Consider the following 12,910-nt stretch of genomic DNA (forward strand, 5'->3'; position numbering starts at 1 on the left):
TTTGACGATACCGCGCCGACTCCAGGTAAATGCTGACGAAGGACCTGCTTCGCATCTCGCGGGCCGGCGGCGGGTATCATCCCCAGTTCGCCAGTCGCGAGCATCGACCGCTCGCGGCCCGCGTTATCGGGACCTATCAGGGTCATACCGGTGAGACGCGCGCGAAACTGGAGGGAGCACTGACGGCCCTCGAACGCGAGGCCGACGATTTCAAACTCGTCCGCGGGCTGGCGGCGCTCCTCGAGCGAGGGGCCACGTTCGAGACGGAGACGGCGGTCGAGCCCGAACGGGCACGGCGAGCCGTGTTCGACGCTGCCGAGGCGGTCGGCGTCGTCAGCGAAGACGAACGCGCGATGGCGTTCATCCGCGCAAGCGAGGCGCTCGACGTGTCGGTGGACGATCTCGAGACCGTGCTGTACGCCGATCTGGAGGAGCGCCAGACGTTGGCTGCGGTCGAGTCGCGGTGGGATCCGTCCGAGCTGATCGCCCAGTACAACCTGTCGCTCGCCCAGACGGCACTGTTCGACGCGACCGAGCTCCGGGTGCGCTCGAGCGATCCGAAGGCGCTGATTTCGGCGATCAAGCGACTACGGTTGATGTACGAAATTCACCGGCTTCCGGACGAGGACGAGACCGAGTGGAGGGGCGGCCCGGAGCGCGAAGTCGTCGTCACGGGACCGACCCACCTCTTCCGCGCAACGCGGCGGTATGGCACCCGTTTTGCGCGACTACTGCGAACGGTCGCGAGTGCCCGCGAGTGGCATCTCGAGGCGACGATAGACGACCGCAGCACGGACCGGATACTCGAGTTGTCCCACGAGGCCCCCGTCGAGGTGCCCGACGCGGAGCCAGTTGTTGACGTGACCTTCGACAGCGGCGTCGAAGCCGATTTCGCCGCTCGGTTTTCCGGTCTGGACCTCGACTGGAACCTCGTTCGGGAACCGGAGCCGCTCGCGACGGGCACGCGTGTAATGATACCCGATTTCGCCTTCGAGTACGATCCCGCGGGTGCGGCCACCGGCGGCTCTTCGACCCCATGCGACGGAGCAGCGGGGGATTTCCGCGTGTATTTCGAAATTATGGGATTCTGGACGCCCGAGTACGTCGAGAAGAAACTCGCCCAGCTCGCCGACCTGGAGGATGTCGATATGCTGGTCGCCGTCGACGAGTCGCTGGGGGTCGGCGAGGAGATCGCCGCCCGCGACCACAGAGCGATCCCCTACTCGGGAACGGTACGGGTCAAGGACGTCGCCGACGTCCTCAGGGAGTACGAACGACAGCTGGTGGCCCAGAGCGCCGCCCGACTTCCCGAGGAACTTCGACCGCAGGAGGACGCCATCACGCTGGACGCGCTGGCCACTCGCCACGGCGTGAGCCCTGCGGCCCTCGCGGACAAATCGTTCCCCCAGCACGAACGGGTCGGTCGCACGTTGATTCGATCCGCCACCCTCGAGTCGCTCGCCGACGACATCGAATCCGGGATGGCGCTTTCGGACGCCCAGGCGACGTTCGACGAACACGATATCACCGACTCGAGCGCGATCCTCTCCCGACTGGGCTACCGCGTCGAGTGGGAGGGACTCGCCGGTGGGACGATCGAAGAGCAGTAACTAACTACTCGGACAGTGCGGCGCGGGACCCGAATAGTGCAGAGCAGGAGCTGATTACCCGAATATCTTAGACGTCCCGCCGACGTTGGCCCTCGTATGAACGTCCTTCTCGTGGGCGGTGGTGGAACGATCGGGAGCACCGTCGCGCACACGCTCACGGCGCAGTATCCGACGGCGACGGTCACGCTCGCCGATCCGCGAACCGACGTCGTCGACGCTCACGCGATCGATCTCCGTCACTCGCTCTGTCACGTGGCCCACGCCGCGGGTCGGTCCTCGTTCGGCGACGAGCGCCCGGGAACCGTCACGACGATCGATCCAAGCGCGGATCCCACGCAGGAACCCATCGACGCGGCCGACGTGATCGTCGTCACCGCAAGCGTCGCACGCCCCGCGGACAGCTTCGAGCGCGGCGGCCGACTCTCGGTCCTCAAGCGAAACCTCGAGATAGCCGCCGACGTGGGCGACTGGATCGGCGACGCAGAGCCGACGCCGACCATCGTCGTCAGCAACCCGTCAGATCGAGTTACCCATCGTCTGTGGGAAAAAAGCGGCTGGCCGCGACGATGCTTCCTCGGGTATTCGCTGTCGGAATCGGCCCGAATCGCCGACGAACTGGCCCGGCGATTCGACGTGTCTCCCGCGGACGTCTACTGTCCGATCCTCGGCGAGCACGGCGAACACATGGTTCCCCTGTTTTCTCGGGCGACCGTCGACGGCGAGCCAGTCGACATCGCACCGACCGACCGTGAGGCCATCCTCGACTACGTCCGAGACGTCCCCTACGACGTCATCGGCATGCGCGGCGGGGACGATTCCTCCCGCTGGGTTACCGGACGGGGACTCGCTACGATTGTCTCTCGACTCGTCGACGGCGGCACCGACGAACCGGTCTGTCTGTCTACGCCGCTCGATGGAGAATACGGCCTCGAGGGCGTCAGCGTGAGCGTCCCCGTCCTGCTCGGTGCAGACGGCGTCGCCGAAATCGTCGACTGGGAGCTCACGTCGACGGAGCGGGAGCAACTCGAACGCGCGGGCGCGGCCGTTCGGCGCTCGATGGGCTGACATCCTCCCACGACTGCAGTCGTGGGCTTTCTCCTCGAACCTCTGTAAGTAAGGCCTCACCGCCGCCGCGACCCAACGTCTGTAGTGATCAGTGTTATCTAGCTACGCCTACAGACGTTCAAATAGCCCTGTCGTGTCAACGCAATCGTCCAGTGAGCAGGTTGAGATCCTGCTCGTCGAAGACAACCCCGGCGATGTCCGCCTGATACAGGAGGCGTTCAAAACGGCCGGATTCGAAACGGTGTTTCATACGGATACCGACGGCGACGACGCGCTCGAGTTCCTTCAGACGGCCGTCGAGTCGGGCCCCGCGGTCGACCTCGTGCTCCTGGATCTGAACCTTCCGAGAACGAGTGGATTCGACGTACTCGAGACGATACAACAGGACCCGGAACTGACGCCGCTACCAGTTCTCGTCCTCACGAGTTCACACGCGCCAGAAGATATCGTCCGGAGCTACGAACTGAGCGCGAACGCGTACTTGACCAAGCCGTCTAATCCCGACGAGTTCGCCGAGATCGGCCGCGCGGTCCAAACGTTCTGGATCGACGAAGTGACGCTGCCTCCTCTGCTCATCTGACTGCGTCCACGACGTCGGCCGCGGAACCCAGCAGCTACGGGCCACCGTACCCCGAATTTGAATATCCTGCGGTCTCATCTCGTTCCGTAAACGGTTACAGTCCGCGTGTCGCTGCCCCCCGAGGTTCGCACCGTCACCGGGAACACGTCGTCTGTGGTTACCGGATACGTTTCGTACCCCAGTGAGATCGTCGCGGTCTCACCGGGTGCGAGGCTGATCCGCGAGGAATCGACGACCTCCGGCGACCGACCCACGACGAGCTCGACCGTCTCCGTGCCCGCGGCAGCCCCCGCGTTCTCGAGTGCGGCGCTCACCGAGAGCCGCTCCCCGCCGGTTACCGGGGCGTTCGTTCCCGTAATCGACACAGCGATCGACGCCGTCCCATTGCTGCCGTCACCGCCCGCGCCACCGTCGCCCTCGTCGCCCCCGTCGTCGAGCCCGTGGACGAGAACCGATCGCGAGGCGGTGTCGTCGCCCGTCGCCACGCGGACGGGGAACTCGTCGTCGTTCCTGACGGGATACGTCTCGTACCCCAGCGAGACGGTCGTCGTCTGCCCCGCAGCGACGAGAACCCGTTGCGTGTCGACCGTCGTGGGATCGTCACCAACGACGAGTTCGACCTCGCGGTCCGCCGGGTCCTCGGCCGGATTCGCGAGTGTCGCGGTGACTTCGAGTCGGTCGCCGCCCGTCACTGGCGCGTTCGTCTCGAGGCCGGTCACCTCGAGGGACCCGTGATCGCCGGCGTCGTCCGTTCCGACGACGGTCACGTCGGTTTCCGAGGCGGCGTGGCGCGTCTCGACGCGGACTGGGAACGTCTGTGTGTTGCGAACCGTCGCCGTCGTGAACGCGAGCTGGACCGATTTCGTCCGGCCCGCGTACACCTCGACAGACGCGCTGTCGACGTGGGTCGGATCGTGGCCGACGATCAGGTCGGCCTCCGCGTCGACGAACGCGTGGTACAGCGAATCGCCGTGGATCGCGACCTCGGCGTCGACGACGAGTTTCTCGCCTGTCCGGACCGGCGCGTTCGTGCCCGTGATGGTCACGTCGCGCATCGCCTCGATCGACGGCCCCTCGGTGCGCGACACGGCCGCTCGACCGTCGTGGCAGACGATCCACGCCATCATCGGGTAGCCCCCGATGAACCAGATCGCATCGCCCGCCGAAACCGCGTACGTCGCAGTCGCTTCCGATCCCGACACGTCGGTCGTGTCGACGTACGTCGCGTTTTCCCCTTCCTGCCAGATCACGCGCTGGAGGGCCTCACCGTCGTCGGTGGCCGTTGCGGTCACTTCGATCTCGTTACGGGTGGTGACCGTGGCGTCCGGTCCGGGATCGGTCGTGACGGTTCCGCTCGGCGCCGCGGGTGCGTCCCCGGAGACCTCAACCTGCCAGGCGATGGCGGCCTCGCCAACGGTCGCGACAACCTCGTAGGTCCCGCCGTCGTCGAAACGACCGTGGGCTGCCGGATTCCCCGTCCGACGGGTGTAACTCCAGAACGGTGCGGCCGGCGCGATATCGGCCGCTCCCGTGCCGTCGGTTCGCCACTCGACGCCCGACGGCTCGAGCCCCGGCCCTGCGTCAGCTTCGAACACGACCCTGTTTCCGGGTTGGACGGTCGTCGTGTCGTCCGCCGGACAAACTCGTTCGAGGGATCGAAGCTGGGGCCCAACGAGCCCCGCCGTCGCGAGGGTTCCGACGCCACTGCCCAGCGACGTAACGTATTCTCGCCTGCGCATGCCACGTTTTACGGTCTCCAAGACGGTATAGCTAATAGAACCTTGGCGATACGAATCATATCGAGGAAACGAGTGTTCAGTGAAGCGATTACCGCGACCCCCGCGGTCAGGGCGGCGCCAACCGCCCCCGTGGGAAATCGGGATACGCAATCGCCGCTCGAAACGCTACGCGTACGAAAACGGGGGGGTCGCCGCCGAAACTATCGTCCGTGGCCGCGTCGCGACGACTATACACCCCATCGCCGTTCGTGATGGAGTCGCCGGTCGTCCGCTCCGCACCTCCGAATGCGTCTGCCATCGACCACACCAATTTGCAGACCCCCGTTTTCCGAATAGGTCGCTTCTCGAGGCCGCCGAGGGGGTCGAGAACCGATGCAGCGACCATGGCGGTCTCGAAAGGGTTTTTCGGCCCGGCCGGTTGTGTAGGGATAAATGGGGCTCGAGGATGAAATCGAGGCAATCGAGGAGGAAATCGCCAATACGCCCTACAACAAGTCCACGGAGGCCCACATCGGTCGGCTGAAGTCGAAACTCGCAGAGAAAAAGGAGAAACTCGAGAACCAGCAGTCCGGTTCGGGCGGGGGCGGAGGCTATTCCGTCGAGAAACACGGCGACGCGACCGTCGCGCTGGTCGGGTTCCCGAGCGTCGGTAAGTCGTCGCTGCTGAACTCGCTGACGAACGCCGAGAGCGAGACGGGATCGTACGAGTTCACGACGCTGGACGTCAATCCGGGGATGTTGCAACATCAGGGAGCGAACATCCAGATGCTAGACGTGCCGGGCCTGATCGAAGGTGCAGCTGCGGGCCGCGGCGACGGCCAGCAAGTGCTCGCGGTCGTCCGAAACGCCGACTTGATCGTCTTCATCCTCTCGGTGTTCGAGATCGAGCAGTACGACCGCCTCCAGAAGGAACTGTACGACATCAACATTCGCGTCGACCAGGAGCCGCCGCGAGTCACCATCAGGCCGAAGATCAAAGACGGTATCAAAATCACCTCGAGCACCGAGCAGGACTTGGACGAGAAGACGATCCAGGACGTCCTCCGCGACCAGGGTTACGTCAACGCCGACCTCAACCTCCAGGAGAACGTCACCATCGACCGGCTGGTCGACGGGTTGATGGAAAACAGAGAGTACATCCCGTCGATCACGTGCGTCAACAAGGTCGACCTGATCGAGCCGTCCTACAAGGAAACCGTCGACGATCAGTTGCGCGAACGAAGCCTCGACCCCGAGGACGTGACCTTCATCAGCGCCGAGAAGGAGAAGGGCCTCGAGGCGCTCAAGGACCGAATCTGGGAAAATCTCGGCCTCATCAGAGTCTACATGGACAAGCCCGGTCGAGGCGTCGACTGGGAAGAGCCGCTCGTGGTCGAGGAGGGAACCACGGTCGGCGAGGCGATCGAGAAGCTCGGCGGCGAAATGGAAGAGCGGTTCCGCTTCGCTCGCGTGACGGGCCCCAGCGCGACCCACGACGAACAGCAGGTCGGGAAAGATCATGCGCTCGCCGACGAGGACGTGTTGAAGCTGATCTTGCGGCGCTAGCCATCTCGGCCGATCAGACTGCGCCCTCGCGAGCGACGCCGGGTGACCGTCCGAATAATTCACGAATCCAGTGAATACGATCCGTGAATATCATAGGCAGTAATATTATTTACTCATCCTGTGTGTACTGAGATATGCCCGAGTTCGGAGCTCTCTCGCTCGTACCGCCGCTGCTGGCGATCGTGCTCGCGATCTGGACGCGCCGGCCGATCCTGTCACTGTTCGTCGGAATCTGGTCGGGCGGCGTCATCGCGACCGGCAGTATCGGCATCGGAAAGACATTCAACTGGATCGCTGAATCGATGGCCGACGTGTTCCACGCCCAGATCCTCATCTTCACGCTCCTGCTGGGATCGGGCGTCGCCCTCATCTGGCGCCTCGGCGGGGCGGCCGCCGTCCGCAACTGGGCGACGACGCGCCTCGAGACCCAGCGCAACGCCGGCGTGGCGACGTGGGTGCTGGGAATCCTCTTGTTTTTCGACGACTACGCCAACACGGCCATCGTCGGGAGCACGATGCGCGAGATTTCCGACCAGATGCGCATTTCCCGGGAGAAGCTCTCCTACATCGTCGACTCGACGGCCGCGCCCGTTGCGACGATTGCCCTCTCGAGCTGGGTCGCGTTCCAGCTATCGATGATTGGCGAGGGGTACACCGCTCTCGTCGAGAGCGAGGACTACGATATCGCCGCGGCCGATACGCCCGGGATCTTCGAGACGTTCGTCGGTTCGATCCCGTTCAACACCTACTCGCTGCTCGCGATCGTCATGGTAGGGGTCATCGTCCTGTCGCAACGAGATTTCGGCGAGATGCTGGACGCCGAACACCGCGCCTGGCAGACAGGGAAGGTGACCCGCGACGATGCGCAGCCGCTCCAAGAAGTCGAGAAGGACCTGGGCGCACCAATCGAGGACCGGCCGATGCTCCGGACGTTCTTCGTTCCGATCGTCGTCCTGATCGCGGTCACGCTGGCCGGCGCGTTCTGGACCGGCTACGAGTCGTGGGTCGGTGAGCAGGCTGACGCAGGAGCGACGACGTCGATCGGGACAGCCATGAGCGACGACGGCGTCGTGCAGGTACTGGTCGACGTCGTCGGCGCCGGCGACTTCGCGGCTGCGCTCGTCTGGGGGTCGTTCGCGATGGTCGCGACCCTGATCACGATCGGGCTGGCCTACGACCTCTTCGATCTCGGCGACGGCATCGAAACGGTGCTCCAGGGGTTCAACCTCATGCTGACCGCGGTGTCGATCCTGGTGCTGGCCTGGTCGATCAGCGCGGTCGCGGAGGAACTCGGCACGGGGAGCTACGTCGCCGGCGCGGCGGAAGGCGTCGTCTCGCCGGCCATCCTCCCGATCGTCGTGTTACTCGTCTCTGCGTTCGTCGCGTTCACCATGGGCTCCTCGTGGGCGACGATGGGGATCGTGACGCCGATCGCGATCCGCGTCGCCTACGAACTCACCGGGACGTTCGACCTCATGCCGGTGATGGTCGGCGCGGTGTTCTCGGGGGCGATCTTCGGCGACCACACATCGCCGATTTCGGACACCTCTGTGCTCTCCTCGACGTTCACCGGGGCCGATCTCATCGATCACATCCGGACGCAGCTGTACTACGCCGGCACCGTCCTGTTCGTCGTGATCGTCTGCTACGCGCTCTACGGTTTCCTCTCCGTTCCACCCATCGTCTTCCTCCCGTTGGGCGTCGTCTTGCTCGTCGGCCTCGTCACCGTCCTCTCGGAGTTCGACGCCCGCCGCAAAGGCGTCTCTCCCAGGGCCTCCTCGATCGAGGCGGATTTCGGCGGCCGTGGGGCGGAAACGGAGCCCGGCTCACTCTCCGAAGAGGTCGACTAGACCGCCGCCTTCGCCACGCTTTTGCCGCCCGCAGGAGACGTGTCGGGTATGGACGGAACGCTCGACCACACGATGATCCGCGTCGCCGACCTCGAGGAATCCCTCGATTGGTACCAGACCCACTTCGAGTACGAGGAGAAAGATCGCTACGAGGGCGACGGCTTCACGATCGTCTATCTCGGGCCCGAAGAGATGCACGAGGAGGGGGCGATGCTCGAGATCACCCACAACGAGGGCGAGGAACCGGACGTGGGCGACGCCTGGGGCCACATCGCCGTCCGCGTTCCCGAGGGCGAACTCGAAGAGTACTACCAACAGTTGCTGGACGAAGGCGTCGGCGACTACCGCGATCCCGAATCCTGTGGCGGCCGCTACGCGTTCGTCAAAGATCCCGACGGCCACGAGATCGAAATCGTTCAGCGCAATCCCGACGAGGGCGCGCTGTGGTCGATCGATCACACGATGATCCGCGTGGAAGACGCCGACGAAGCGCTCGGCTTCTGGACGCGCAAGTTCGAGTACGACGAGGTCGGCCGCTGGGAAGCCGACACCTTCGCGAACTACTTCGTGGAACCTCGAGACGCCGTTCCCGAGGCGATGTCCGTGGAACTCACCTACAACTACGACGGCCGTAGCTACGAGATGGGCGACGCCTGGGGCCACCTCTGTGTCCGGATCGACGACCTCGACGACGACTGGGAACAGCTTCTAACACGCGAGGCCGCCGACTACCGCGACCCCGAAAGCTGCGACGACATGTACGCGTTCACCAAAGACCAGGACGGCCACGAGATCGAACTGATCGAGCGTGACCTCGAGGCAGATTCGCTGTTCCCGTTCTAGGACGCCTTCTGTGGCGCGAAACGAATACACCGGACCGCCTCCCGTTCGACCGAGACGCCGTCGGTCTGTCCGGGCCGGGACCTGAGCGCTGCATCGAGTATACGATGTGGAACAGACGATGGATCGTTCGCGTCAGGCACGTCTCGAGGCAGGGGCCTCGCGGGTCGGCGGTTCGTGGTGGTCGGGTACCGTCACCGTCGCATCGAACGCATCGATCTTCTCGAGGGTCGCGACATTGTTGTACCGATCCGCCGTGTACTCGACAAAGTCGCCATCCTCGAACGCGGTTCGGAGGTCACGACAGTGGTCACGGATAGTCAATCGGGTCTCGAATCCGAGTTCGTCGGCGATTCGATCGAACGAAACCCGGTAACTCCGTTCGTCCGTCCGGTCCTCGTGATAGTCCAGTTCGGCATCAGGGAAGCAGTCGGCGACAATCGTCGCCAGTTCGTCGATACGGAAGTTCTGTGGCGCGGAACCCACATTAAATACCGTCTCGCCGACGTCCTCGAGGGGTGCAGTCAGGCAGTTTACGTACGCGCGTGCGGCATCAGCGACGTGGACGTTCGGACGATATTGATCGCCACCGAAAACGGGAATGACGCCGTCGTAGTAGGCCTTCGCGGGAAGAACGTTACCGACCAGATCGAATCGCATCCGGGGAGACCGCCCGTAAATCGTCGCCATCCGCAGGATCGTCGGCGAGAAATTTCCGTCTGCGAGGTCCATGAGCGTCCGTTCGGACTGAATCTTTATCCGCGCGTACAGTGAAACCGGGTTGAGCGGTGACGATTCCGTGCAACGGCCGCTTTCGGTTTCCGCTCGTCCGTAGACGCTACAGGTCGAGGCGAACAGGAACCGATTTATCTGATAGTACTTACAGAGAGATGCAAGCAGTTGCGTCGAGTGGTAATTGTACTCGAGGGTCTTCTGCGGGTCGAGTTCGGACGCTGGATCGCCGACGATCCCGCCGAGGTGAATCACCGCGTCGACGCCGTCGATTGCGTCGACGACGGTGTCGATCGACCGAGCATCGCCGCGGATCACGGAAACCCGATCGTGACCGACGAACGCCGCGATACCGTCGTCACCGTACAGAAGCGGATCGAGAATCCGAACCTCGAATCCGTCTTCGAGCAGGTGGCGACAGAGAACGGAGCCGACGTACCCCGCTCCGCCGACGACGAGGACCGTCCGGACGCTACTCGAGTGGCCCTCCCTCTCTCGCGAACGTTCGGTGTGACCGGCACGCACGGTCACGTCGAAGTCGGTCCTGACTGCATCGACTACTGATTCCGTTTCGGACGCGGTCTTCTCAGCGTCCGTCTCAAGCGGGGGATGCCCTCGGTCGGTCGTATCGGTAGCTCCGTCCGCGTCGAGAGAGGGTGAGTCCACACCGTTGACGACCGATTCCTCGTCGAGGACGACCGTCAGCGGTGCATCCAGTGCAGCGCCCTGGTGAATCTTTTGCCGAAGTCGATGGTCCGTCGTGGTTTCGACGAGACGGTTTTCGTCGTCGACCACGACGATCTCGCTCGATTCACAGCGATCTATCTCGGCCATCGCATCGCGGATCGATGTCCCTTCGTGCGTTGTAGTAAGCCATCTCATGGTTTTCGTCTTGGCATCAACTGCCGCTCAGCGTCGGGGTTGTACCGACAGCGCCGCGGCATGATCACAGAAAACTGACTGTCCCCCTTTGTTATGGGTCGTCTGTGTGACACGGCCGTTCCGTTAAGCGGTGCCGGTCGGTTCGAGTACGGTTCTCTTGGGTTGACAACCGGGCGTCGGACCGACTGCGTTCGGCTCCGTCACTGAGGGCCAGCACGATTCGGTCGATTTCGTCGGGTCGGAGCTCGGGATGAATCGGAATAGAGAGGACCCTGCTGGCGACGTCCTCGGTGGCCGGGAGCGATTTCGAATTGGTGTCATCCCGTTCGCGGTAGACGTGTGTGCGATGGACGGGAGGATCCCAGTACACCTTCGAGGCGATGTCTCGCTCGGCTAACGTCTCAATCAGGGTGTCCCGATCGATCGTCGGGCCGAGCGTGATCGTGTAGAGTTGATATACGTGTCGACCGCGACCGGCGGCTGTATGCGGCCGGACGCCTGGAACGTCGGCCAATGCCGTTGACAACTGCTGGGCTGCGCGTCGTCGGCCCGCGATGAGGTCGTCGACCTTCTCGAGTTGTGCACACCCGATGGCAGCCACGAGATCCGACATTCGAACGTTCGTCCCGTGGCGGACGTACTCGCCGCTGTCAGCGGATTCGAAATAGCTACTCGAGGTTCGACCGTGCGACCGATACTGCTCGACGGTGTGTGCTATCTCGTCGTCGTCCGTGACGACCGCACCGCCTTCACCTGTCGGCAGCACCTTGTTTTGACAGAAACTCAACGCTGCAGCATCCCCGATGGTTCCGAGCATCCGACCCCGATAGTCCGCACCGAACGCTTCGGCGACGTCCTCGATCAACGGGACACCCGCGTCAGTAGCGAGGTCCGCAAGTGCGTCGATTTCGCAGGGCGCGCCGTAGGGGTGGACCGGAACGATCGCAGCCGTCGCCTCGGAAATCGCATCGGAGACGGCGTTCGGATCGAACCCATACACCGGCCGCTGGATATCCGCGAATACGGGCTGTGCGCCGACGTGCCGAACGGCATTAACCGTGGCAATAAACGTAAACGACGGTACGATTACTTCGTCGCCGTCCCCGACGCCGTGAGCCGTCAGCGCAGCCACCAGTGCGGTCGTCCCCGAGTTAACAGTCACTGCGTGGTTGACGCCGAGATAGGTTTCGAGTCCCTCCTCGAATTTCTCGACGTACGGCCCGTTTGCCCAGTATCCTCCTCGAGTGATCGAGTCGATAGCGTTGGCCACGTCCCGCTGATCCCACGAAATTTCGAACATCGGTATCGAGTTACTCATCGTCCGAACGGTCACGAATGCGTAAAGTAAGTAGCCGGTTGCTACCGGCGAGAAAACGCTTATTTCTCCGTTTCACTCGCCAGAACGATCGTCCGATTCGACTCGATTTCGAACAGTCTTCCCCGTTCGGAAACGGTTACAGGCTGGGAATCGGAACGACGATCACTGGCCTGTCCGCCTCCTCGAGAAGGTGTCGAGCGGTCGATCCGAGATCACGCGTCGCATCGGGGTCGCCGCTGTGGGCGCCGATGACGATCTCGTCGGCGTCGACGTCACGCACAGCATCCAGCAGTACGTCAGCAGGATTGCCGGATCGAAAGTTGGTTTCGACATCGCCGACGGTTGCGAGGCGGACGGGAGCCACGTTCAGCGCTTCCTGACCATCTCTATGTGCGGTCTGATCGGTCGCGTTCGCGACTGCGAGCACGGTGACGGTGTCCTCGGCGGTCGCCCGATCGACGAGGTAGTCACAGATCGCTGCCGTCGTGTGGACGGAGTCCGTTCCGACGAGGTAGCGCATAGCGTCCCTACAACCGTGGAGACGAAGAATCCTCTGAACCATCGGGAACGCCGGCAACGAGGTGTACCTGAGCGAACGAGATGTACGCCGATAGATAGGCACGGCAGCATTTTCTCCCTCGGAAAATGCGCTCGTATACTTACTATGTTCACATCGAAAAGAACGTGTGAGGGACGAGACGGACTATCCATCGTGTGCCGTGATCGGTCCCCTGCACTGCACCACATCG

At 63.4% G+C, this 12,910-nt stretch carries 10 protein-coding genes; 6 read left to right on the plus strand and 4 right to left on the minus strand.

All coding sequences use genetic code 11. From position 1 onward, the window contains the following. Positions 1 to 29: 29 nt before the first annotated feature. From NJU76_RS00805 to NJU76_RS00815, 3 genes are all read left to right on the plus strand, one after another. Positions 30 to 1,610, plus strand: coding sequence for a DUF790 family protein (locus NJU76_RS00805; protein ID WP_254530915.1), 1,581 nt, complete (start codon positions 30 to 32; stop codon positions 1,608 to 1,610). A gap of 96 nt (positions 1,611 to 1,706) precedes the next feature. Further along, positions 1,707 to 2,675, plus strand: a complete 969-nt coding sequence (locus tag NJU76_RS00810; protein ID WP_254530916.1) for a malate dehydrogenase — start codon at positions 1,707 to 1,709, stop codon at positions 2,673 to 2,675. 133 nt (positions 2,676 to 2,808) lie between these two features. Continuing rightward, positions 2,809 to 3,255, plus strand: a complete 447-nt coding sequence (locus NJU76_RS00815) for a response regulator (RefSeq protein ID WP_254530917.1) — start codon at positions 2,809 to 2,811, stop codon at positions 3,253 to 3,255. Positions 3,256 to 3,329: 74 nt separating this feature from the next. On the opposite strand, the gene NJU76_RS00820 is transcribed toward NJU76_RS00815, so the two are convergent. Further along, positions 3,330 to 4,994, minus strand: a complete 1,665-nt coding sequence (locus NJU76_RS00820) for a hypothetical protein (RefSeq protein WP_254530918.1) — start codon at positions 4,992 to 4,994, stop codon at positions 3,330 to 3,332. Positions 4,995 to 5,426: 432 nt separating this feature from the next. Between NJU76_RS00820 and NJU76_RS00825 the strand changes: the two genes are divergently transcribed. From NJU76_RS00825 to NJU76_RS00835, 3 genes are all read left to right on the plus strand, one after another. Next, positions 5,427 to 6,539 (plus strand): OBG GTPase family GTP-binding protein, encoded by a 1,113-nt coding sequence (locus NJU76_RS00825; RefSeq protein WP_254530919.1) that lies wholly within the window; start codon positions 5,427 to 5,429, stop codon positions 6,537 to 6,539. Positions 6,540 to 6,673: 134 nt separating this feature from the next. Then, positions 6,674 to 8,389 carry a Na+/H+ antiporter NhaC family protein gene (locus NJU76_RS00830; RefSeq protein WP_254530920.1) on the plus strand — a complete coding sequence of 572 codons (1,716 nt, stop codon included), beginning with the start codon at positions 6,674 to 6,676 and terminating at the stop codon, positions 8,387 to 8,389. Between the two features lie 48 nt (positions 8,390 to 8,437). Further along, on the plus strand, positions 8,438 to 9,232 hold the full coding sequence (locus NJU76_RS00835; RefSeq protein ID WP_254530921.1) for a VOC family protein: 795 nt from the start codon (positions 8,438 to 8,440) through the stop codon (positions 9,230 to 9,232). A 132-nt stretch (positions 9,233 to 9,364) separates the two neighbouring features. Here NJU76_RS00835 and NJU76_RS00840 read toward each other — a convergent pair whose 3' ends face one another. From NJU76_RS00840 to NJU76_RS00850, 3 genes are all read right to left on the minus strand, one after another. Further along, positions 9,365 to 10,843, minus strand: a complete 1,479-nt coding sequence (locus tag NJU76_RS00840; RefSeq protein ID WP_254530922.1) for an NAD-dependent epimerase/dehydratase family protein — start codon at positions 10,841 to 10,843, stop codon at positions 9,365 to 9,367. Between the two features lie 91 nt (positions 10,844 to 10,934). Next, positions 10,935 to 12,161, minus strand: a complete 1,227-nt coding sequence (locus NJU76_RS00845; RefSeq protein ID WP_254530923.1) for a DegT/DnrJ/EryC1/StrS family aminotransferase — start codon at positions 12,159 to 12,161, stop codon at positions 10,935 to 10,937. Between the two features lie 136 nt (positions 12,162 to 12,297). Continuing rightward, on the minus strand, positions 12,298 to 12,681 hold the full coding sequence (locus NJU76_RS00850) for a universal stress protein (protein WP_254530924.1): 384 nt from the start codon (positions 12,679 to 12,681) through the stop codon (positions 12,298 to 12,300). Between the last annotated feature and the right edge of the window lie 229 nt (positions 12,682 to 12,910).

The sequence above is a fragment of the Natrinema gelatinilyticum genome, assembly GCF_024266705.1.
Lineage (GTDB): Archaea > Halobacteriota > Halobacteria > Halobacteriales > Natrialbaceae > Natrinema > Natrinema gelatinilyticum.

What these genes read in the sequence shown, in the direction of transcription:
- NJU76_RS00830 (WP_254530920.1), top strand. Translation starts at nt 6,674, where the DNA reads ATGCCCGAGTTCGGAGCTCTCTCGCTCGTACCGCCGCTGCTGGCGATC.
- NJU76_RS00835 (WP_254530921.1), top strand. Translation starts at nt 8,438, where the DNA reads ATGGACGGAACGCTCGACCACACGATGATCCGCGTCGCCGACCTCGAG.
- NJU76_RS00850 (WP_254530924.1), bottom strand. Translation starts at nt 12,681, where the DNA reads ATGCGCTACCTCGTCGGAACGGACTCCGTCCACACGACGGCAGCGATC.
- NJU76_RS00840 (WP_254530922.1), bottom strand. Translation starts at nt 10,843, where the DNA reads ATGAGATGGCTTACTACAACGCACGAAGGGACATCGATCCGCGATGCG.
- NJU76_RS00805 (WP_254530915.1), top strand. Translation starts at nt 30, where the DNA reads ATGCTGACGAAGGACCTGCTTCGCATCTCGCGGGCCGGCGGCGGGTAT.
- NJU76_RS00825 (WP_254530919.1), top strand. Translation starts at nt 5,427, where the DNA reads ATGGGGCTCGAGGATGAAATCGAGGCAATCGAGGAGGAAATCGCCAAT.
- NJU76_RS00845 (WP_254530923.1), bottom strand. Translation starts at nt 12,161, where the DNA reads ATGAGTAACTCGATACCGATGTTCGAAATTTCGTGGGATCAGCGGGAC.
- NJU76_RS00810 (WP_254530916.1), top strand. Translation starts at nt 1,707, where the DNA reads ATGAACGTCCTTCTCGTGGGCGGTGGTGGAACGATCGGGAGCACCGTC.
- NJU76_RS00820 (WP_254530918.1), bottom strand. Translation starts at nt 4,994, where the DNA reads ATGCGCAGGCGAGAATACGTTACGTCGCTGGGCAGTGGCGTCGGAACC.